We start from the raw sequence: 21992 nt of genomic DNA on the forward strand, positions 1-21992 counted from the left end.
GGTTTGAGGCGGCGAACCAGATACGCACAGGCCTCGTTCCCGGAACTGCACTTTGAAAATTAGGGAGCACATCATGGAGTTCGATATGGTCGATAACGCAGCACTGGGGACCGTGATCAAGGTCGTGGGCGTCGGTGGCGCCGGCGGCAACGCGGTTCAGCACATGATCAATAAAGGTGTATCCGGTGTCGAGTTCATCGCCGCGAACACGGACGCGCAAGCGCTGGCCGTATCGAGCGCCGGCAACATCATCCAGATCGGTGACTCTGGCCTGGGCGCAGGCATGCGTCCTGAAGTCGGTCGCCAGCTCGCCGAACAATCGCGCTCGCGCATCGAAGACGCACTGCGCGGCGCGCACATGGTCTTCATCGCCGCCGGCATGGGCGGCGGCACCGGTACCGGCGCCGCACCGATCGTGGCCGAAGTGGCCAAGGCGATGGGCGCGCTGACCGTGGCTGTCGTTTCCAAGCCGTTCTCGTACGAAGGCCAGAAGTGCATGGACGTGGCCGAAGCGGGTCTCGAAGAACTGACCAAGCACGTCGACTCCCTGATCGTCATCCTGAACGAAAAGCTCGAAGACATCTACGAAGACGAAAGCATGCTCGACTGGATGCAGCACGCCGACGATGTGCTCAACAACGCGGTCGCCGGTATCGCCGAGATCATCAACGTGCCAGGCCATATCAACGTCGACTTCAACGACGTCAAGACGATCATGGGCGAGCAGGGCAAGGCCATGATGGGCACCGCGACTGCCGCCGGCGTCGACCGCGCGCGCATCGCCGCCGAGCAGGCTGTCGCCTCGCCGCTGCTCGACGGTATCGACCTGTCGGGCGCCAAGGGCGTGCTGGTCAACGTGACCGCAAGCCGTGGCCTGAAAGGTAAAGAGATCAAGGAAGTCATGGCCGCCGTGCGCGCCTTCGCCGCGCCGGACGCGTCGATCGCACAGGGTATCGCTTACGACGACAGCATGGGCGACGAAATCCGCGTGACCGTGGTCGCAACGGGCCTGGGCAAGAACAAGAAGTCGATTCAGCTGGTCCAGCCGCAGCAGGTCATGCGCACCGGTACCTACGACGCGCCAGTGATGCAGGGCGCCGCAGCCGTGCCGGGCGGCCTGACCGCCGGCAAGGCCAGCGCCGACGCGCTGGGCGGCATGAAGCAGCCGGCCGTGTGGCGCCGCGAGCAGGCATCCGAGCAGGTGCAGGCGATGCAGCGCAATGGCGTCGAGACCTACGACATTCCGGCGTTCCTGCGCAAGCAGGCGGATTGAGTTTTGGCATGACGGCTGGCGCGAGCCAGCTGCCGTTGAAAGGGCCGGCGCGAGCTGGCCCTTTTTACGTCCGGGGCCCGGATCGGCGATAATGGCCGGATTCACACAACCTTCACAGGAGCGAACATGAGCATCCAGATTGGCGAACGCCTGCCCGACGGCACGCTGGCCGAATTCATCGAGAACGAAACCGCAGGCTGCAGCCTGGGCCCGAACACGTTCCAGGTCGCGGATCTGGTCAAGGGCAAGAAGATCGTGATCTTCGGCCTGCCGGGCGCGTTCACGCCGGGTTGCTCGGTGCAGCACGTGCCGGGCTACGTCAAGCACGCTGACGCGCTCAAAGCCAAGGGCGTCGATGAAATCTGGTGCATCTCGGTCAACGACGCGTTCGTGATGGGCGCCTGGGGCCGCGACCAGAAAGCCACCGGCATCGTGCGCATGATGGCGGACGGTAACGCCACGTTCACCAAGGCGCTGGGCCTGGACAACGATTACTCGGCCCACGGCATGGGCGTGCGCTCGAAGCGCTACGCAATGCTGGTCGAGGATGGCGTGGTCAAGACGCTGGACCTGGATGCCAAGGGCGTCGAAGCCTCGAGCGCCGAAGCGATGCTTGAAAAGCTGGGCTGATTCCGGTCATCCTTTTCGTGGCGTGCCACGGTGCGTTGAACGCGTGGACGGCATAGCCATCCACCCTACGGTGCAGGGCAGTTCGTAGGGTGGACGGGTTTCCCGTCCACGCGTTCAACAAACTCTGACTGAACGACATCGGCGCCGCGGCGCCGTTTTTTTTTACCTCCAACCAGGACAACCTCACCGTGAAGCGCCCATCAGGAAACCTGTACAGCATCTACGCGATGCTGCTTGCCGTCTTCATGTTTGCCCTGATGGACACGGCCATGAAGCTGCTGTCGGCGCGCTATCCGGCGCTGCAGGTCGCCGCATTGCGCGCCATCTGTTCACTGCCCCTGATTGCCCTGTACGTGGCCTGGCGCGGCGCGTTTGCCGGCATCCTGCGCGTACGCTGGCCGATGCACCTGCTGCGCGCCGGACTGGGCATCCTGATGCTGGCGCTGTTCGCCTTCGGCCTGCAGAAGCTGTCGCTGGCCGAAGCCTATTCGATCTTCTTCATTGCGCCGGCCCTGATTACGGCCTTGTCGGTGCTGCTGCTGCGCGAGCGCGTCGACCTGGCGCGCTGGCTCGCGATCGGCGTCGGCCTGATTGGCGTACTGGTGGTGCTGCGTCCCAGCGGCGCGGGTTTTCTGACGGTGGGCGGCCTGGCGGTGCTGGGGTCGGCCGCCTGCTACGCCGTCTCGGCGATCACGGTGCGCGTGCTGTCACGGACCGACCGCAGCGAGCACACGGTGTTCTGGCTGATGGTGCTGATCGCCATCGGTGCCGGCGCCCTGGCCGCGCCCGACTGGGTACCAATGTCGGCCCGTGACATCCCGATCCTGTGCGGCCTGGCGGTGTCGGGTTTCATCGGCCAGCTGGCGATCACCGAAGCGTTTTCGCGCGGCGAGGCGTCGAGCGTGGCGCCGTTCGAGTATTCGGCGCTGGCCTGGGGCGTGGGGCTGGACTGGCTGCTGTGGCGCGCGCTGCCCGACAGCTACACGCTGCTGGGCGCGGCGATCATCATCGGCAGCGGCCTGTATCTGATCCGCCACGAGAAAGAGCACGTCGAAGCCGAGCATCCTTGACGAGCAGGGGAGGGCGCAGCAGCGCCGGGAGCGCTGGGCTATAATCGATCCATGCTGAAACAACGAACCATCAAGGAACTGGTCCGCGCCACGGGCGTCGGACTGCACTCGGGCCGCAAGGTCGAACTCACGCTGCGCCCGGCCGGTCCGGACACGGGCATCGTGTTTCGCCGGGTCGATCTCGACCCGATCGTGTCCATCCCAAGCTCCGCGCACGTCGTGGGCGATACGCGCATGGCGTCGGTCCTGATCAAGGACGATGCGCGCGTCTCGACCGTCGAACACGTCATGTCGGCCTGCGCGGGCCTGGGCATCGACAACCTCGTCATCGACGTGACGGCCGAGGAAATCCCGATCATGGACGGTTCGGCGTCGTCATTCGTGTTCCTGCTGCAGCAGGCCGGCGTGCAAGAGCAGTCGTCGGCCCGCAAGTTCATCCGCGTGCTGAAGGACGTCGAAGTGCGCCAGGGCAGCGGCGCGGCCGAAAAGTGGGCGCGCCTGTCGCCGCACAACGGCTACAAGCTCGACTTCTTCATCGAATTCAATCATCCGGCGGTCGATGGCACGATGCAGCGCGCGAGCGTGGACTTCGGCGACATCACCTATGTGCGCGACGTGGCGCGTGCGCGCACCTTCGGCTTCATGCAGGACGTGGAAAGCCTGCGTGGCATGGGACTGGCGCGCGGCGGCTCGTTCGAGAACGCGATCGTGATGGATGAATACCGCATCCTCAATGCCGACGGCCTGCGCTACGAAGATGAATTCGTGCGCCACAAGATCCTCGATGCGATCGGCGACCTGTACCTGGTGGGCCACCCGCTGCTGGCCAGCTACACGGCCCACAAGTCGGGCCACGCGCTCAACAACGATCTGCTGCGCGCCTTGCTGGCGCAGCCGGATTCGTACGAGATCGTCAGCTTCGATGCGCTCGATACAGCGCCGCCGTCGTACGTCAAGCAGATGACGCGGGAGTGGGCGCAGAGCTGATCCCTGCGCTGCCTGCGTTTATTTTCTCTTATTTTCTCTTCGCTGCCAGCGCCCTGAGCGCGGCCACCAGATCGTGATTGTGCTTGTCGTCCGGCAGTGACGCGGCCAGTTCCTCGAACGCGCGCACGGCCGTCGGCGGCAGCTCCAGCGTGCGCATCTCGGGTTTGTCGGGCAGCGCGCGCGTGACCTGCACCTTGATGCGGGTGGACTCCACCTGCCAGCCGCGCCCGATGAGCGTGCTCTGCAGCTTGGGCAGCATCTGCTTGAGCCGCGCCGCCAGCGCCGAGCTGGGCACAGCCAGAATCAATACCCCTTCCTGGAACGACAGCACATCGCAATTGTGAAACACGGCCGGCAGCGCCGCGGCGCAATCGGCCTGCAGGCGCGCCATGCGCGTGATGGCCGGCATCAGGCTGGCCAGGCGGTCGTTCGAGCGCAGGAAGTCGGTGGCGGCGTGCGAGGTCTGCCGGTTCTTGGTGCCGAAGATGTGGACCGGGCGCTTTGGGGGAGGTTGCTGCATGCTCGGAACATACCACAGCGCGCGGCAGATGGGGAAACCCCGGCACAGCGCCGGGTCGCGGGCAATGCAGGGTGGGATTTTGCAGGCCATACGAGGCAGTCTGATAACGTTTCTGTCCCTGCGGGACTTGTTATCCTGCCCACGATCCCCAAGTGTGGCCGAATCGCATGATAAAATCAGTGGTTATTTGCCTAACGCGGTCTTTGGTGAAATCTGTTGATATCATCTTGGCTCCCTCATTGGCGTCTATTGCGGCGTATTTAATACTAGAAACCAAGCATGTCATTCCTGACCCAGATTTTCGGCAGTCGCAACCAGCGACTGCTCAAGCAATATCAAAAGACCGTGCGTGTCATCAACGCGCTCGAGCCACAGATGGAGCAGCTCTCGGACGCGGAACTGCAAGCCAAGACGCCTGAATTCAAGGACCGGCTGGCCAAGGGCACGACCCTCGACGAGATCCTGCCGGAAGCATTCGCCGTCTGCCGTGAAGCGGCCAAGCGCGTGATGAAGATGCGCCACTTCGACGTCCAGCTGATCGGCGGCATGGTCCTGCATCAGGGCAAGATCGCGGAGATGGGCACGGGCGAGGGCAAGACCCTGATGGCCACCCTGCCGGTCTACCTGAACGGCTTGTCGGGCAAGGGCGTGCACGTCATTACCGTCAACGATTACCTGGCGCAGCGCGATGCTGACCAGATGGGCCAGCTGTACGGCTGGCTGGGCCTCACGACCGGTGTCAACCTGTCGCAGCTCGACCACGACAGCAAGCAGAAAGCCTACAGCTCGGACATCACGTACGGCACCAACAACGAATTCGGCTTCGACTACCTGCGCGACAACATGGTCTACGACCTGCGCGAGCGCGTCCAGCGCGGCCTGAATTTCTCGGTGGTCGATGAAGTCGACTCGATCCTGATCGATGAAGCGCGCACGCCGCTCATCATCTCGGGCCAGGCCGAGAACCACACCGACCTGTACATCCGCCTGAACGCGGTCCCGCCGCAGCTGGTCCAGCAGATCGGCGAAGAAACCCCGGACGGCAAGGGCAAGATCGAAGTCCCGGGCGACTACCTGAAGGACGAGAAAGCGCACACCGTGCTGCTGACCGAATCGGGCCACGAGCACGCCGAAGCGATCCTGACCGAGATGGGCCTGCTGCCCGAAGGCGCGTCCCTGTACGACGCCGGCAACATCACGCTGATCCACCACCTGTACGCGGCGCTGCGCGCCCACGTCCTGTACCACAAGGACCAGCACTACGTGGTGCAGAACAACGAAGTCGTCATCGTCGACGAATTCACGGGCCGCCTGATGACGGGCCGCCGCTGGTCGGATGGCCTGCACCAGGCCGTCGAAGCGAAAGAGGGCGTGCGCATCCAGAACGAGAACCAGACCCTGGCCTCGATCACGTTCCAGAACTACTTCCGCATGTACGGCAAGCTGGCCGGCATGACCGGTACCGCTGACACCGAAGCGTTCGAATTCCAGGAAATCTACGGTCTCGAAACCGTCGTCGTCCCGCCGAACCGGCCGTCGCAGCGCAAGGACCGCCAGGATCAGGTCTACAAGACGTCCGACGAGAAGTACAACGCGATGGTCATGGACATCCGCGATTGCTACGAGCGCGGCCAGCCGGTTCTGGTGGGCACCACCTCGATCGAGAACTCCGAGCTCCTGTCGGGCATCCTGACCAAGGCCAACCTGCCGCACAACGTCCTGAACGCGAAGCAGCACGCACGCGAAGCGGAAATCGTGGCGCAGGCGGGCCGTCCCAAGATGATCACCATCGCCACCAACATGGCCGGCCGTGGTACCGACATCGTCCTGGGCGGCAATATGGGCAAGCAGATCCAGCTCATCGAAGCCGATGGCAGCTTGAGCCCGGAACAGAAAGCGGCCCAGTCGCAGACGCTGCGCGACGAATGGCAATCGCTGCACGACCACGTGGTCAATGCCGGCGGCCTGCACATCATCGGCACCGAGCGCCACGAATCGCGCCGCGTCGACAACCAGCTGCGCGGCCGTTCGGGCCGTCAGGGCGATCCGGGTTCGTCCCGCTTCTACCTGTGCCTGGACGACGCGCTGCTGCGCATCTTCGCCGGCGACCGCGTGCGCGCGATCATGGACCGCCTGAAAATGCCGGAAGGCGAACCGATCGAAGCAGGCATCGTCTCGCGCTCGATCGAGTCGGCCCAACGCAAGGTCGAGGCCCGCAACTTCGACGTGCGCAAGCAATTGCTCGAGTACGACGACGTCGCCAACGACCAGCGCAAGGTGATCTACACCCAGCGTAACGAACTGCTCGAAGCGACCGACATCAGCGAGATGATCAATTCGCTGCGCGTGGGCGTGTTCACCGACCAGGTGCGCATCCATGTGCCGGCCGAATCGGTCGAAGAACAGTGGGACGTCAAGGCGCTGGAAACGACGCTGGCAGGCGAGTGGAGCCTGAACGTGCCGCTGCAGCAGATGCTGCAGGACGAGCCGAACCTGAACGACGACGACCTGCTCGAGCGCGTGCTGACGGCGGCCGAAACGTCGTACAACAGCAAGGTCGGCATCGTGGGCCGCGAATCGTTCGGTGGTTTCGAGCGCAACGTCATGCTGCAAAGCGTCGATACCCACTGGCGCGAACACCTCGCGGCGCTGGACCACCTGCGCCAGGGTATCCACCTGCGCGGCTACGCACAGAAGAACCCGAAGCAGGAATACAAGCGCGAAGCGTTCGAGCTGTTCTCGAACATGCTGGATCTGATCAAGAACGAAGTGATCCGCACCGTCATGACGGTGCATATCCAGTCGCGTGAAGAAGTCGAAGCAGCCGAAGCAGCGATGGCAGCGCAAGCAGCCCAGCTCGAGAACGTCAACTACCAGCACGCCGACTACAACCCGTCGGCTGCGCCGGAAGAGCTGTTCAATCCGAACCCGAACAAGGGCGGCGAAGGCGACGCGGTGTCGGCGGAAGACCACAGCAGCTACATGGGCGTGAAGGTCGGTCGTAACGATCCATGCCCTTGCGGCAGCGGCAAGAAGTTCAAGCAGTGCCACGGCAAGCTGGCGTAAGCGCAGCAGGCAGGTAGCATGTAGAGGCGGCCGGGGAAACCCGGCCGTTTTTCTTTTGGTGCTTGATTCGCTTTCTTCCTAATGAAAGTTGATCGCTTCTGACAGGGCATCAAGGCGACTCTATCGCACGTCCAGTGTCAGGCAGCCATGGTTTACTGCCGTGCAGAAGGGCGCAGAGTGCTGGATATTGTGTTGAACCTTCCAATATCCAGCGCCAAACCGTGTAGCCATATGCGCAGCCGAGGCTGGGCATCACTTTCCCGATTCGATAGTACCGCGGCGCTGCACCGGGGCGGTTGGTTATCACACGCCTTTCGTCGAACATCGCTGGCCGGCTTTTGACTACTATTCAGTTGGGGGCGGTGCTAGGTGGTGCGACTCTGAGTGGGTACCAGGTGGTGGCGATTGCGACTGTTTGTGGAGGTGGGAACATTTGCAATTCTGTTCTCAGCTCTTCTGTTGTCTTGATCACCTTATATACTGGTTGCATTCTCATCCCTTTGATTGCAAAGGTAAGGCTATGATGCTCCAGGCCTGTGTCGGGATACCATACACCGGTCGATGGAACTTCATCGCCAGTATGGCAAGAAATCGATTCATCTATAATATAATTGCGTAGAGGATCTGGTAATCTCGCAAACACTGGATTTTCATTGCACTTCATATAGCTCTCATACCACCCCAGAATATCATCGCCCGGAAGTCCATCATCATCATTGCGCCGCTCTGGATACTTTATATTCTCACTGAAATAGCTAACGGCGCCCCATATTGCGTTGTGCAAGGTCGACGTTATTATGTTTGAATATTCCATCGCTCTTGAAAGCCGGCCATGATCGAATTCTTGGAATTCCTTCTCGGTCATCCAGCTATTCAATGGTTGTTCCATAATTCCTCGAGCACTGCCCGCGACTGAGCCGGCAGTGTCGAAAATCAATCGGTAATCACCTAGCCTTGACAACGCTGCCCCATGTCTGTAATTGGAGGCGAGTCGTTTGAATGTCTCGTAAATTTGATTGTTTCTGCCGAAATTTGACACTTGACGGGCGCTAGCCAGGTTCTCGAACCACTTCATCGTTGAATCTGCATCCTCCGCTGCTTTTTCATAGAATTCTGGAGATGCAAATAAATACCAGATAGCAGCTTCCAAGTTAATGTTTCGCATTTTATTTCTTTCGATTTTTTTCATGAGCCAATCGTCGGATTGAAAATTATTTTCTCTTTTTTAGCTGAATGGTGGGTTGCCCTCCAACTAGTTTCGATTTGCCTTTTTATGCTTCGACTAGGAATTTTCTCGCGCAACTTGGCAAGTGATTTTTCGGTAAATGCATCTGAAAAATTAGGTCTGATTTAATTTTGAAACTTTTAATTATTTGCTGGATAAATTGTTTCATACCTTGTGCCCGAAAATCTCGCGTGGATCTACTTGGTGCTGGTATGTAATAATTGGCCATGGAAGCCCGTTATATATTTAGATTCGAGTTAATGTGAAGTGGGCTTGTGCCGGTTTAATCTGCGATTGGTGCGAAGTGACGGAAACTGCATACTAACGTTCCGATACCCAGCGCCAGACAGTGTAGCCATATGTGGAGCCGAGGCTGAGCATCACGTCTCCGACTCGATAATACCGCTGCGCTGCACCCGGGTCGGTCGGCTGCCACACGCCTTCCTTTGGACATTGCTGGCCAGCTTTTGACCACAGTTCGATTGGGACGTGCGTTTTTGGTGGGGCAGGAATGACCGGGTTCCAAGTTGTAGCGATCGCCACTGTTTCAGGCGGGGGAAACATGCGTGTTTCTGTTCTAAGTTCTTCCGTTGTTTTAATCACCTTATACACTGGCTGCATTCTCATTCCTTTAATTGCAAAGGTGAGACTGTGATTTTGTAAGCCTGTGCCGGGATACCATACGCCTGTCCATGGCACCTCGTCACCAGTATGGCAAGAAATTGATTTATCAACGACGTACTCGATAGCGGGATCTGGCAGCGGAGGGAAAAATGGAGTTTCATAATAGTTAGCTTCATCATTGTACCAATCCACGATTTTTCTTCCGGGAAAACCATTATCATCATTTCGTCGATTTTGACATGTTAAATCTTGACTAAAATAACTTTCTGCGCCCCATATTGCGTTATGTAACGAGATCTTTATTAGATTAGTATATGCTGTGGCCCTCGAAATCCTTACCCATTCAAACTCGTGATGCTCCTTTTCTGTCATCCAACTATGTAGTGGCTGCTCAAGCATTCCTCGGGCACTTCCCGTGAATGAGCGCGCCGTGTCGAAAATGAGTTGGTAGTCCCCAAGTCTAGCTAAGGCTGATCCTCTTCTCAAATTATTACCTAGAGATTTGAATGTGTCGTAAATTTGATTATTTCTACCAAAGTTTGAAACGTTGCGAGAGACGGCCAAATTCTCAAACCACCTCAATGTGGAATCAGTATCTAGTGCTGCTTTCTCGAAAAATTCTGGCGATGTAAATAAATACCAGATTGCAGCTTCGAGGTTGATATTTCTCATTACATTCCTTTCTTTTTCACTCATGGCTTTACAGGTAAGTTGAGAAGAATTCTTTTCGCTTCTTCCGGGGAATAATGGGTTGCGCCCCAGCCAGTTTCAATTGGACCCCTTATGTGAGGGTCGACAATCCGCTTGCGCAATTTAGCAGGAGCTTTTTCACCGGCAATGTCGGTAAATTCAACACGACGATCCAAATTTCCAGCGTAGTCCATGATGTCATCGCCAGTTTTAGGATCTACTCTTGGCATTATATTGTGCATCTCATCCCGTTTGCCTGGGAAAAATAAAATTTGCTCTGCTCCGCCTTCCAGATAATAGTTTGTTCCTCCTAGTTCCTGACTTGCAGCCGGCCCCCTCCAGACTGCAAGAGTTTCTCCGGCTTGTACCTCGTATTCTACAAACCAACCATTTTGATTCCATTCAGGCTTGACTGCAAAACGGCGGCGCCACTCAGCGAGACTTTTTGTGGCTTTGAACTCTGCTTCGGAGATCCAAAAAATGCCCGCACCTTCATTGGAAGGGTCGACAATTCGATACAATTTTTCTGGGCCAGTAATATATTTTGCTTCCATTCCAGGACCTATATTGCTGAAAGTAGCCGCGTTTCCGGCTGTAATTTTTGGATGGTTAGGATATATTTTCATCAGATTTGCAGCTTCTACATCACTTAACTGTAGCGGGGGAAAGTCCAAGATTTTTTTAAACGGTTTAACCCAAACTGGAGGCTGTGCATTGATCAGTTTTGCGGAGCCAGCTTCTGAAATCGGTGCAATCCACCCGCGATTCGTTCGATATATTTCCACCCGCCATGCTTGGTCATCAAGCCTCTTTGCAACGACTTTGAGTACGGTTCTGACAGGCTGCACATAATCATCAACGCACTCACCAACTGCTTTCCGAAACTCATCGAGCATTTTCAGATTGTCATCCACTAGCGCGCGAATACCCGTGGGAACAATCAGTCGTATTTTTTTAAGAAGTTCTTTCAGCGCATCGCACTTCTCGTTTATCAGATTTTTGAGGACGGATGGACTGATGCTCGCCGCAACCTCTATGATTTTCTTTGAAATGAATTTGTAAACGTCTGGTATTTTCCCCCGTGTCGCCCATTTTGCAATCTGGTTATGCTGGAGGTATTCCGTCAACCTCGGCAGGGCAAGATCGCACGCGCGATTCGTCAAAGCGACCAGCTTGCTAACATTGGTGAAATCGTCTGCGTGTTTGATCAATGGCTTCAGATAGACCCACACCAGGCGCAGTCCACTCTTGGCCACGGTACCGATCTCGGGAATAAAGCCGATAGCCGTTGTTGCAATAAGAAACATCGTTACTTTGTTATCGGGGTCTTTTCTGTAGAGGCGAATATTTGCGACCAGATCCCGCAGGTCAAGAATCGTATCGACGACCGGAACCAGCGACACCCCCATGTCGAAGCCGATCTGTCCATTCGTTCTGTCCGGGTTAAAATCCCCTTGCAATGCGCCCCATATCCACTCGCCGATTCCCACATCATCCGGTTTCTGGTAGCCGCGCACTTCGTTCAGGGCGCTCAGTGTTTGATCGCTGGTGGCCATCACGCGTCTCCCCTGATTGGCTGCTCATCTGTCAGGCGCGGCGCCTCGCTCACCAGTCGATCGATGGACGCCAGCAACTCGTCGATCTGCGCGCGCGGTTCATCCTGCGCTGATGGTGCGTTGTGATAAACCACCTTGTCGATGGTGTCCGGTAGGTTGCGCTCTTCGGCCATGCCGTTGCCATCGAGCGTCCCGTCCTTTTGCTGGCCGCCGGCCATGTACAGGGTGTAAGGGACACCAGCCATTGGCGCGCCTTCGTGTCCGTCCAGATCGAGTTTCAGCCAGTTGGTGTGCTCGGCAGCAGGGAAGAAAGGCAATTTCGCCTCTTGTTGTGCGGGGCCGTTAAATCGATGATTGGCGGCTTTTACGGTAAAGTCGCCAACACAGCCTTGCTCGATCTTTCCATCAGAGATTTTGATATACGCACCGCCGCATAGCAGCGTCAGGCTTTTCTTTGCTGCGATGACGACTTCGCCCTGACTGGCAGTGATCCTGACATCGACATCAGCAGCAATGCCGACACTGTCCTGCTGCGCCTGGAGTTCGAGCTTTCCTGAGCGCGCGATATGCTTCATTCCATCCTGATGCGCAAACAACGAAATGCCTTTGCCGGCATTAAAATTGATCCGCTGGCCCGCAACGACCTGGATGTGCTGTTGCGCGAGAATATTCTGTTGGCGTCCGCTATAGCTGACGGTCGATTTCGGCGTGGCGTTGACGAAACCCCCATCGGCATATTGGGCGATCAGCCCTGCTGCTTGTCTGGTGCCATTCGCATCCGAACCAGACGCACCGCCAGCGCTCTTGAGGCTATCCGCCAGCTGCTGATGGGATGTCAGATCGACTGGCAATGCCTGATGCTGTGCAGCGAATTCTCCGAGTTCCTTAAGCAGGGCCTGTGAACTTTCCAGCAGTGCCAGCAGAGGCTCGCGCTCGAGTTGCTTGCCGGTCGCACCAAGCATCGCCTGTGTGGTCAGTAACATCAATTGCGCTGCACGCACGACGACCGAATGATCGCTGCGCAGTTCCGCACCTTCACCCCGCGGTTCGCCATTCCCATCGTTCCTGGGATGGGTCAGGCATCCCAGATTTAACTGGCTATGTCCATGTTCGCTGGCCAGTTGCGCGCTGATTTGTCCGGGCGTATCGTCCAGTCGGAGCTGGTTATAGCGCGTGCCTTTTACCTCCTTGCTCTTGATGCCAGCCAGGAACCGATTCCCAGGTAATGTGCCGTAATGACTGAACGCAGGGGGAAGAGAAGCGCCACCGAATACCCGGCCGACGACGATGGGGCGATCCGGGTCGCCACCAAGAAAGTCGACCAATACCTCATCGCCGACGCGTGGCAAGCTAATGCCACCCCAGTGGTTGCTGGCCCAGGAAGTGGCCACACGCACCCAGGGGGAATCCCGGTCGGTATTGCTCGCGCCGCCGCGGTCCTGATGGTCTTGCTCCCGGTTGCCGGGAAACCGCACTTTGATCCGTCCCAGAGTGTCGCAATGTACTTCTTCACCAGGAGGCCCAACCACGAGGGCTGACTGCAGTTTTATGCGGGGCAGATCGGTACGCGGATCGTAGGCCGGGACGATCGGTATCCCGCGTCGCACACAGGTGAACCGATTGGTGTATTTCACGTCACGCTCTTGGCTTGCTTGTTCCAACCCTTTGTGAATCGACGCGTTGGCCAGCAAATCGGCGGCGAACAAACGCCGTATGCGTTCATCAACGTCCTTGGGCAGGTTGTTTTCGGCCACTACCGAGAGGTCTGTGACTACGAACTCCCGCTCGGTTTCCGGGTGACGGTCGATCTCGGGGTGCCCGTCGAGGCGAAACCACTCGCCGATACGCAAATCGCGCACGCCACTTTCGCCGTGAAAGCACTTGCTCTCATATTCGAATCGTTGAATGCGTAAATCACCCTGCGTTCGATAGTCGGCCGCATCCATCGCGATACCGGGCGGATCGATCTGGTAATCCTCAAGGCCGGCTGAAAATTGAGTGCCTGCAGTTCCCTGCTTCGTGAGGGTGGGAGAGTAGGCGTACATCATCCGGCCCTGCAAGGGATTCCAGCTTTGGCGGGAAACACGGCCAGGCTTTAACGTACGCACAGCGCTCCAGCCGATGACGCTGTCGCGCTCTTCAGTGCTCGCATCGCGATGAAACCGCGCAATGCCCACGGCATTTTCTGCGAGCGCGAGTGGTTTGTTAAACAGTGTCAGGACATGAGTGGGTGTGCCAGGGAACGCGGGCTGGGCTGCCTTCCCTGGCCGAAAAAACCAGGCAATGCCACGCCGCTTCCACAGACGGCGCAGGAACGCCGCATCGGATTCATTGTGCTGCATCGTCAGCTCCCGAGATGGACCCTCCTTGGCGATGCCAGTCGTATCAAGCTCGAATGCCATCGCCAGCACCGGATTGTTCAGGCGCCACTCGCGTACCAGCACCGTCGAGATATCGACTTCGTGCATGTTCTGGAAAACACGCGAGTTCACGCGCTGCTCCATCAATGCCAGCGCATCGCGAATCACCAAATGGTAGGTAGCCAGGCCACCATCGCTCGGTCCGGCGCAAACCTGCGCGAGAATCCCGCACACCGAATGCAATGTGCCGCGATCAGTCACGAATTGCAGCTCTGCGGGCAGTGCAATCAACATTTTTAGAGGAAGATTCGACTTCGTCGAGAAGCAATCCACGCGGTATTCAAGACCTCCACACAGTGTTTCTTGTCCGCTCAGACGAGCCACGACAAGCACATCCTCCATGTCTACTTCGCCGTGGGCGAGACGCAGACGGATAGCTCGATTGCGCTGGCTGTATTCGAATATGGTTCCATTCAGATTCAGGCTGTTCATATGAGATCTTTCGCTGAAGAACTAGCTCATAAACATGCCCGACACTGAATCCACCAACCTTGACTTTTGTCGTTGCCTTGATATCGCTGTGAGGAAATACCACAGCCGGCTGGGCAGGAACGGGCAGATGCCCTGCAGCCAAGACGGTCGCATGTTCAATCCATGCGCACCTGCGGCCGCATGCTTGCCGCGTGGCGGCGACGCTGGCGTTACAATAAGAGATTCGCAATTTTTCCAACGAGATCACCATGGCCGTCAATTCCCCCCTGCCAGTCGCAGCCGACCTGAAACCCGTCAACGGCATCGAGATCGGTTTCGCCGAAGCCGGCATCAAGAAGCCCAATCGCAAGGACATCCTCGTCATGCGCGTCGCCGAAGGCGCCACTGTCGCCGGCGTGTTCACGCTGAACCGCTTCTGCGCTGCGCCGGTCCAGGTCAGCAAGGCCAATCTGGCCGCCGTGAAGCATGGCGGCGCGCCGATCCGCGCGCTGGTGGTCAATACGGGCAACGCCAATGCGGGCACGGGCGAAGAGGGCCTGGCCAATGCGCAGGCCACCTGCGCCGAGCTGGCCAAGCTGCTGGACATCGAGCCGGGCCAGGTGCTGCCGTTTTCGACCGGCGTGATCCTGGAACAGCTGCCGCTGCAGAAAGTCGTCGCCGGCCTGCCGGCCGCCGTGTCGAACCTGAAGGCGGACAACTGGTACAACGCCGCCGAGGCGATCATGACCACCGACACGCAGCCGAAGGCCGCATCGCGCATCGTCACCATCGGCGGGCACACCGTCACGATGACCGGCATCAGCAAGGGCGCCGGCATGATCAAGCCGAACATGGCCACGATGCTGGGCTACCTGGCGTTCGACGCCAAGGTCGCGCAGCCGGTGCTCGATGAACTGGTCAGGCATGCGGCCGACCATTCGTTCAATGCAATCACGATCGACGGCGACACGTCGACCAATGACTCCTTCATCATCGTCGCCACCGGCGCCGGTTCGCTCGTGATCGACAAGGCCGAAGGCGCAGATTATGAAGCGTTGAAGGATGCCGTGACCGACATCTCGCGCAACCTGGCGCAGCAGATCATCCGCGACGGCGAAGGCGCCACCAAGTTCATGACGATCACCGTCGACGAAGGCACCGACGTGGCGGAATGCCGCAAGATCGCCTACGCGATCGCGCATTCGCCGCTGGTGAAGACCGCGTTCTTCGCATCCGATCCGAACCTGGGCCGCATCCTGGCCGCCGTCGGCTATGCCGGCGTGGACGACCTGGACGTCACGAAGCTCGACTTGTACCTGGACGACGTCTGGGTCGCCAAGGCGGGCGGGCGCAATCCCGACTACAGGGAAGAAGACGGCCAGCGCATCATGAAGCAGTCCGAGATCACGGTGCGCGTCAAGCTCGCGCGCGGCGACGCCACGGCCACGGTCTGGACCTGCGACCTGTCGCACGACTACGTCACGATCAACGCCGACTACCGGTCCTGATGGTGACGTCGCCACTGGACCAGTTCCTGCGCCGCGCCGAAGGGCTGCTTGAGCGCCTCGAGGCGGTGCTGCCGGCCGCGCATGCCCGCGAGCCCGACTGGAAGCGCAGCACGGCCTTCCGCTGGCGCCGGCGCGCGGGCGGTGCCGGCAACTACCTGCAGCCGGTGCTGCACGCGTCGACCATCAACCTGGACGACCTGCACCACGTGGCCGCGCAAAAGCGCCAGATCGAGCAGAACACGCGCCAGTTCGTCGCGCGCCGCCCGGCCAACAACGTGCTGCTCACCGGCGCGCGGGGCACCGGCAAATCGTCGCTGATCAAGGCCTGCCTGAACGGCTACGCCGACCAGGGCCTGCGCCTGATTGAAGTCGACAAGGCCGACCTGGCCGACTTGCCCGACATCGTCGACCTGGTCGCCGGCCGGCCCGAGCGCTTCGTGATCTTTTGCGATGACCTGTCGTTCGAAGAGGGCGAGGCCGGCTACAAAGCGCTGAAGGTGGCGCTCGATGGCAGCATCTCGGCGCAGTCCGACAATGTGCTGATCTACGCAACGTCGAACCGGCGCCACCTGATGCCCGAGAAAATGTCGGACAACGCCGGCTACCAGCATGGCGCGGATGGCGACCTGCATCCGGGCGAGACGGTCGAAGAGAAAATCTCGCTGTCCGAGCGTTTCGGTTTGTGGCTGTCGTTCTACCCGTTCCGCCAGGATGATTACCTGGGCATCGTCGGCCACTGGCTGGCCAGCTTCGGCTGCACGCCGGAGCAGATCGCGGCGGCGCGGCCCGAAGCGCTGCAGTGGGCCTTGCAGCGCGGCTCGCGCTCGGGCCGTGTCGCCTGGCAGTTCGCGAAGGACTACGCAGGCAAGTTGCCGGATCAAGCCGCATGAGTAATGTGAAAGCCAAACCCGTCGATGTCGCCGTCGGTGTGCTGATGCGCCCGAATGGCGACGTGCTGCTCGGCCAGCGCCCGGACGGCAAGCCCTACGCTGGCTACTGGGAATTCCCGGGCGGGAAAGTCGAAGCGGGCGAAGACATCTTCGCGGCGCTGCAACGCGAGTTCATGGAAGAACTCGGGGTGCAGGTTGTCCAGGGCGAGGCCTGGTGCTGCGTCGAACACGTCTACGAGCACGCCCACGTGCGCCTGCATTTCTACATCTGCCGCGAGTGGATCGGCGAGCCGCAAAGCCTGGAAGGGCAGGCGTTTGCCTGGCAGGGCGCGTATGGCGTCAGCCCGCTGCTACCGGCCACCATCCCGCTGCTCGAATGGCTCGACCGTGTCCGTTTTCTGGATCGCATAACGTAAAGTTCGGTAGCGCAGGCCCCTTGCGAGCGCCGACTTCAACCGGCGAAGGGTCTTGGGTGTGTCGTTCCGCGACGGCGTCAGGATGACAAATCAGCGCTGCTGCCGTGACTTCTTGCGCGCGTCGCCCCAGCCGCGCAGCCAGCGCGTGAGCCAGCGGTCGACCTTGTCGCACGCGCATTCTCCCGCTGCCTGGCAACCCAGGCTCGCCAGAGCACTGCCCAGCGGCCTGCTGCAGCAATCGCACGGCAACAGGTCGCACTCCCCACGCTGGTAATGCAAGACAGGATTGGGCGCCGCAACCACACGTGCAGCCAGCGCGCGGTCGTGTGCAGCACCACAACGCCGCAACTGGCGCCGCAGGAGCGGCAACCCCAGCCTCAAGCCATGGCGCGCAATGACGCGGTAGCCATGGCCCGAGCAGCTGGCGCGGCCAGTGGTGGCGCGCCAGGCGCAGGAAAAACCCTTGAGGGGGGAGAGGTGGCGCTGGTACAGGCGAATTGCCCACAGCGCCAGGCGCGTGCCGGTGGAATGCGGCGCGCGCGCCATGTCAGCGCTGTGGTGGCGGCGGTGGCGGCTCGTCGAACGGATCGAGCGGGTCGGCCGGCACGGCGCCGGGAATGACGAATTTTTCTTCGGCCCAGGCGCCCAGGTCGATTTGCTTGCAGCGCTCGGAGCAGAACGGGCGATACTTGTTCGCCTCGGTCCATTCGACTTTCTTGCTGCAGGTAGGGCAGGAGACAACGGTCATCGTACGGTCAATTACCAATCAGTTAAAAGTTACAGAGCGTCAGGTCGAACGGCACATCGGCTTCGAGGGGCTTGGGCTTGCAATCGCCGTCCTGGCTGGTGAAGCGCACCCACAGCATGTACTTGTTGGCCGAGATCTCGGGGATCGCGCCGGTCGTTTCGTCGAGCGTCAGGCGCAGCATCTGGTAGATTTTACCCTGCAACATCTGCTGGTAGCTGCCGGCGGCGGCGAACATCTTGACCGACGCGCCTGAATTGCGCAGCAGGCGCAGGACCAGCGACAGCGCCTCGAGCAGCGGCGAAAGCGGGCCGAACCAGCCCATGATGTCGTCAAAACGCTTGTCGAACGGGCGCTTCTGCCAGGCGAAGTACGACGGCAGGTCGAACTCGCAGGCGCCGCCCGGGATGATCGTGCGGCCGCGGATGCTCATGAGCCATTCGTTCTCGCGCACGTTCTGCCCGGTCTTGCCCTGGCTCGCGACCAGCGCGCTGCTGGCTGCATCGAGTTCGGCCAGCACGGCGTCGAGGGTTTCGGCGACGACCGCCGGATTGCTGCGGTAGGCCAGCAGCGATTGCTTCTGGCGCTCGAGTTCCTGCAGCAGGTCGGATTTCAGGTCGGCGCGGCCGGCCACTTCCAGCATGTCGAAGATCGTCGCGAGCGCGACATGGTGCTGCATCGGGTGTTCCTGATGCACGAAGAACTTGAATTTCTCGTACAGGTCTTCCAGCCGCAACAACGTGCGAATCCGCTCGTTGAAAGGGTATTCGTAGACGATCAAAATGACATTCCTCTGAATGTAGGCTGGAAGGCAACTGCGTGATTCTGAACCATGCGGGCCGAAATTACAAACCCTGCATCACTATTGTTACAGACTTAACGCGAGATACCGTTCATGCAATGCCTGTACCTGCGCCTGCAGGGCCTCCAGGCCGGCGTCGTTGTCGACGACGTCGTCGGCTTCGGCCAGGCGCCGGGCGCGCGTGACCTGGGTCGCCATGATCGCGCGCACCTCGTCAGCGGAGAGATGGCTGCGCTGCATGACCCGCGCCACCTGCGTGTCTTCGCTGCAGTCGATGGCCAGCACACGCGTGACGCGTTCGCGCCAGCTGCCCGATTCGATCAGGAGTGGCACGACGTAAATCACATAGGCGCCCGTGGCCGCCTGACCGGCCGCCTCGGTTGCGGCGCGGATGCGCGGATGCAAAATGGCTTCGAGCCGCGCGCGCGCGGTGGCATCCGAAAACACAAGGGTGCGCATGCGGGCGCGGTCGAGCGCGCCGTCCGGCTGCGCGAAGTCGGGCCCGAACTCGGCCACGATGGCCGGCATCGCCGCGCCCTGCGGCGCCGTCAGCGCATGGGCGATGACGTCGGTGTCAACGATCGTCGCGCCCAGCGCGGCAAACAGGTCGGCGACCGTGCTCTTGCCGCAGCCGATGCCACCGGTGAGTCCTACCGAAAATGTCGTGCTCATCCGAACAGGCCCGCCGTGAAGCCGCCCAATTGCGCGCCATACAGCATCGTCAGCAGGCCCGCTGCCGCCAGGTAAGGGCCGAAGGGGATTGCCTTGTCGCGTGCGCGCTTGGCGAACACGATCAGGCTGATCCCGACGATTGCACCGACGACCGACGACAGCAGGATGATGGTCGGCAGCGCGGTCCAGCCCAGCCACGCGCCCAGGCCGGCGAGCAGCTTGAAGTCGCCGTAGCCCATGCCTTCCTTGCCGGTGGCGAGCTTGAACAGCCAGTACACGGACCACAACACGAGGTAGCCGGCGGCGGCGCCGATGACGGCGTCCTGCAGCGGCACGAAGGTGCCGTTCAGGTTGATGAGCAGGCCCGCCCACAGCAGCGGATAGGTCAGGTCGTCCGGCAGCAACTGCGTGTCGTAGTCGATGCACGTCATCGCGATCAGCAGCCACGCGAACAGCAGGCTGCCCATGCCCATCGCGCCGCTGCCGAAGGTCCAGACCAGCAAGCCCGAGACGATGGCGGTGAACAGTTCGACAGCCGGATAGCACGGCGAGATCGGCGTCTTGCACTTGCGGCACTTGCCGCCCAGGACCAGGTAGCTGATGACCGGGATGTTTTCCATCGCCGTGATCCGGTGCCCGCAGCACGGGCAGGCGGAGCGGGGCACGGTCAGGTTGAAGCGGTCCGTGTGCGGTGGCGGCTGGCCGCTTTCTTGCGCCACATAGTTGTCGGACTCACGCTGCATCATCTTCGGAATGCGGTAGATGACGACGTTCAGGAAGCTGCCGACCAACAGGCCCAGCAGGGCCGCTACCAGCGTGGGTGCGAGCTGCGCAGGGAGCGCAAACAAAAGGGATTCCAGGGGCATGTCGGTCGTTTCGGGTCGGGTGGCGTGCAGTACGGGCAAGCTGCACGGTAGATTCTGTAGAACAACCTTATTGTAGGGCGTTTCCCCTGTTTGGCGAAGCGCTTTGCCGGTTCCCGCGCACGATTGCGACGCCTCACGCGCGGCGCGCAGCGACGCACCAGACTCGATCGTATCGACGTCCCGTGCGATCAAGCCCATGCAAACTCCGACCTTCACATTCCTGAATCACGCCTGCTGGTTGCTGCGCACTGACGGTGCGCTGCTGCTGGTCGACCCGTGGCTCGAAGGCACCGTGCACAACAATGCCTGCCGCCTGATTGACGACGCTACCCGCGACGCGCACGTGATCGACGAACTCAACGCAAGCAGTTTGCCGGTGTTTATCTGGTGCTCGAGTAGCCGGCCCGAGCATCTGTCGCACTCTTTCGTGCAGCGTTTTCGCGCCGAATTTCGCGGCATCGCCACCTTCCTGTGCCGCGAGGGCGATTGGCGCCTGGCGGACGAACTGCGGCGTCACCGCCTGCCCATCGCCACATGCCCCGCCGGCGCACCGCGCGCGCTGGGCCCTGGCCTGCACCTGACGGCCCATGCCAGCGGCGAGGGCGCGTCCTATTGCCTGATCGCGTGCGGGCAGCACACACTGCTGCACCTGGGCGAGCGGGCGCTGGCCACTGCCGCCGCTTGCCGTCGCGCGGCTGTGCAACTGCGTGCGGGGCAGGTGCGTATCGATCTGCTGCTGACCAGCTTTGCCGACGATGCGATGCAGGGTGGAGCAGCGGCCGAGCGCGGCATCGGGCGCGGCATCGGGCGCATGGTGTGCCAGATCGACGCCTTCCGGCCACGGCTGGCCGTGCCGGTCGCCTCGTTCGCGCACTTCAGCCGCATCGACAACACATGGCGCAATCACGGCCGCCCCACGCCACTGGACGTGTTCGACGCGCCAGCGCTGGCCGCGCTGCGTGGCGTCGTCCGTTTCATGCGACCCGGCGCGCAGTTCGATCTGGCCTCTGCGACGCCGGCCGCCTTGTGCGCGCAGCACGCCGAAGCGCTGGCGTACTGGATGGCGCGCTGGCGCGGGCAACCCGCGCCGTTGCCGCGTCCGGCCCAGGCCACGCTGGCCGAACTGAAAGAGGCGTTCGGCGACTATCGCGACCGCACTGATGTGAACCTGCATGGTCTGCCGCGTCTGCTGGAATCGCTCGGCATACTGCGCCCGCTGCACCTTGCGTTGCCCGACCTGCACCGGACGATCGTGCTGTCGTACCGGCATGGCCTGCGCCCACTGGCGCGCGATGGCGGGGCCGATATCGCGATGTGTTCGGGGACGGCGCTGTACCTGCTGCGCGCCGCGGATGGCTTCGACACGACGGTTGCGGGCGGCTGTTTCCAGAGCATGCGTGCGCAAGGCGTGTCGCTGTTCAGGCGTTTCTTCTTGCCCCAGCGTGGTTGCCAGCGCGTGCTGGAACAGCAACGACCAGGGATACTGGGCGGCGCATTGCTGCGTGAAACATTAATCTGGGCATGGCGTGCAATACGTACACAATTGTCGTAAATGCACTGCCTGAATTTGCTCCGCCCAGCCAGTTGCCGTTTAAATCCAATGCCAGTGTGATGCCATATC

General features: G+C 60.4%; 19 protein-coding genes. 9 read left to right on the forward strand and 10 right to left on the reverse strand.

Annotated features, from left to right (window positions below; genetic code table 11):
• The first annotated feature begins 73 nt into the window (after positions 1 to 73).
• The 4 genes from ftsZ (at position 74) to lpxC (ending at position 3960) form a co-directional block, all read left to right on the forward strand.
• Positions 74 to 1273, forward strand: a complete 1200-nt coding sequence (gene ftsZ / locus AC56LV_RS19435) for a cell division protein FtsZ (RefSeq protein WP_499501015.1) — start codon at positions 74 to 76, stop codon at positions 1271 to 1273.
• A 126-nt stretch (positions 1274 to 1399) separates the two neighbouring features.
• Positions 1400 to 1903, forward strand: a complete 504-nt coding sequence (locus AC56LV_RS19440) for a peroxiredoxin (protein ID WP_332533075.1) — start codon at positions 1400 to 1402, stop codon at positions 1901 to 1903.
• Positions 1904 to 2130: 227 nt separating this feature from the next.
• Positions 2131 to 2973 (forward strand): DMT family transporter, encoded by an 843-nt coding sequence (locus AC56LV_RS19445; protein ID WP_499504300.1) that lies wholly within the window; start codon positions 2131 to 2133, stop codon positions 2971 to 2973.
• Between the two features lie 51 nt (positions 2974 to 3024).
• Positions 3025 to 3960 (forward strand): UDP-3-O-acyl-N-acetylglucosamine deacetylase, encoded by a 936-nt coding sequence (lpxC, locus tag AC56LV_RS19450; protein ID WP_499560053.1) that lies wholly within the window; start codon positions 3025 to 3027, stop codon positions 3958 to 3960.
• 28 nt (positions 3961 to 3988) lie between these two features.
• Here lpxC and AC56LV_RS19455 read toward each other — a convergent pair whose 3' ends face one another.
• Complete coding sequence (locus tag AC56LV_RS19455) at positions 3989 to 4480, reverse strand: DciA family protein (RefSeq protein WP_499453511.1); 492 nt, start codon at positions 4478 to 4480, stop codon at positions 3989 to 3991.
• A gap of 279 nt (positions 4481 to 4759) precedes the next feature.
• On the opposite strand from AC56LV_RS19455, the gene secA reads away from it, so the two are divergent.
• Entirely contained in the window at positions 4760 to 7546 is a 2787-nt protein-coding gene (secA, locus tag AC56LV_RS19460) for a preprotein translocase subunit SecA (RefSeq protein WP_499560054.1), read from the forward strand.
• Positions 7547 to 7895: 349 nt separating this feature from the next.
• On the opposite strand, the gene AC56LV_RS19465 is transcribed toward secA, so the two are convergent.
• From AC56LV_RS19465 to AC56LV_RS19480, 4 genes are all read right to left on the reverse strand, one after another.
• The gene (locus AC56LV_RS19465) at positions 7896 to 8735 is read right to left on the reverse strand and encodes a hypothetical protein (protein WP_499560055.1); all 840 of its coding nucleotides are present in this window, start codon (positions 8733 to 8735) and stop codon (positions 7896 to 7898) included.
• A 357-nt stretch (positions 8736 to 9092) separates the two neighbouring features.
• Complete coding sequence (locus tag AC56LV_RS19470) at positions 9093 to 10067, reverse strand: hypothetical protein (RefSeq protein ID WP_499560056.1); 975 nt, start codon at positions 10065 to 10067, stop codon at positions 9093 to 9095.
• A gap of 20 nt (positions 10068 to 10087) precedes the next feature.
• Positions 10088 to 11641 (reverse strand): hypothetical protein, encoded by a 1554-nt coding sequence (locus AC56LV_RS19475; protein WP_499560057.1) that lies wholly within the window; start codon positions 11639 to 11641, stop codon positions 10088 to 10090.
• Positions 11641 to 14493, reverse strand: coding sequence for a type VI secretion system Vgr family protein (locus tag AC56LV_RS19480; RefSeq protein ID WP_499560058.1), 2853 nt, complete (start codon positions 14491 to 14493; stop codon positions 11641 to 11643). The genes AC56LV_RS19475 and AC56LV_RS19480 overlap by 1 nt, the downstream gene beginning before the upstream one ends.
• Before the next feature lie 248 nt (positions 14494 to 14741).
• Between AC56LV_RS19480 and argJ the strand changes: the two genes are divergently transcribed.
• The 3 genes from argJ to AC56LV_RS19495 are packed head-to-tail and all read left to right on the forward strand — an operon-like array spanning position 14742 to position 17286.
• Positions 14742 to 15980 (forward strand): bifunctional glutamate N-acetyltransferase/amino-acid acetyltransferase ArgJ, encoded by a 1239-nt coding sequence (gene argJ / locus AC56LV_RS19485; RefSeq protein WP_499560059.1) that lies wholly within the window; start codon positions 14742 to 14744, stop codon positions 15978 to 15980.
• Positions 15980 to 16870 (forward strand): ATP-binding protein, encoded by an 891-nt coding sequence (locus AC56LV_RS19490; RefSeq protein WP_499501023.1) that lies wholly within the window; start codon positions 15980 to 15982, stop codon positions 16868 to 16870. The genes argJ and AC56LV_RS19490 overlap by 1 nt, the downstream gene beginning before the upstream one ends.
• Positions 16867 to 17286, forward strand: a complete 420-nt coding sequence (locus tag AC56LV_RS19495; protein ID WP_499560060.1) for an NUDIX domain-containing protein — start codon at positions 16867 to 16869, stop codon at positions 17284 to 17286. The genes AC56LV_RS19490 and AC56LV_RS19495 overlap by 4 nt, the downstream gene beginning before the upstream one ends.
• Before the next feature lie 90 nt (positions 17287 to 17376).
• Here the strand turns inward: AC56LV_RS19495 and yidD are convergent, their stop codons facing one another.
• The 5 genes from yidD to AC56LV_RS19520 all read right to left on the reverse strand — a co-directional run bounded on the left by yidD (position 17377) and on the right by AC56LV_RS19520 (position 20371).
• Complete coding sequence (gene yidD / locus AC56LV_RS19500; protein WP_499560061.1) at positions 17377 to 17832, reverse strand: membrane protein insertion efficiency factor YidD; 456 nt, start codon at positions 17830 to 17832, stop codon at positions 17377 to 17379.
• 1 nt (position 17833) lies between these two features.
• The gene (locus AC56LV_RS19505; protein WP_499560062.1) at positions 17834 to 18034 is read right to left on the reverse strand and encodes a DNA gyrase inhibitor YacG; all 201 of its coding nucleotides are present in this window, start codon (positions 18032 to 18034) and stop codon (positions 17834 to 17836) included.
• 22 nt (positions 18035 to 18056) lie between these two features.
• Entirely contained in the window at positions 18057 to 18812 is a 756-nt protein-coding gene (gene zapD / locus AC56LV_RS19510; RefSeq protein WP_258836503.1) for a cell division protein ZapD, read from the reverse strand.
• 87 nt (positions 18813 to 18899) lie between these two features.
• The gene (coaE, locus tag AC56LV_RS19515) at positions 18900 to 19505 is read right to left on the reverse strand and encodes a dephospho-CoA kinase (protein ID WP_499560063.1); all 606 of its coding nucleotides are present in this window, start codon (positions 19503 to 19505) and stop codon (positions 18900 to 18902) included.
• Positions 19502 to 20371, reverse strand: coding sequence for a prepilin peptidase (locus AC56LV_RS19520; protein WP_499560064.1), 870 nt, complete (start codon positions 20369 to 20371; stop codon positions 19502 to 19504). Before AC56LV_RS19520 ends, coaE begins: the two co-directional genes overlap by 4 nt.
• A 196-nt stretch (positions 20372 to 20567) precedes the next feature.
• Between AC56LV_RS19520 and AC56LV_RS19525 the strand changes: the two genes are divergently transcribed.
• Complete coding sequence (locus tag AC56LV_RS19525; protein WP_499560065.1) at positions 20568 to 21923, forward strand: MBL fold metallo-hydrolase; 1356 nt, start codon at positions 20568 to 20570, stop codon at positions 21921 to 21923.
• Positions 21924 to 21992: the final 69 nt, after the last annotated feature.

This window comes from Telluria sp. RB2R28 (assembly GCF_059685835.1).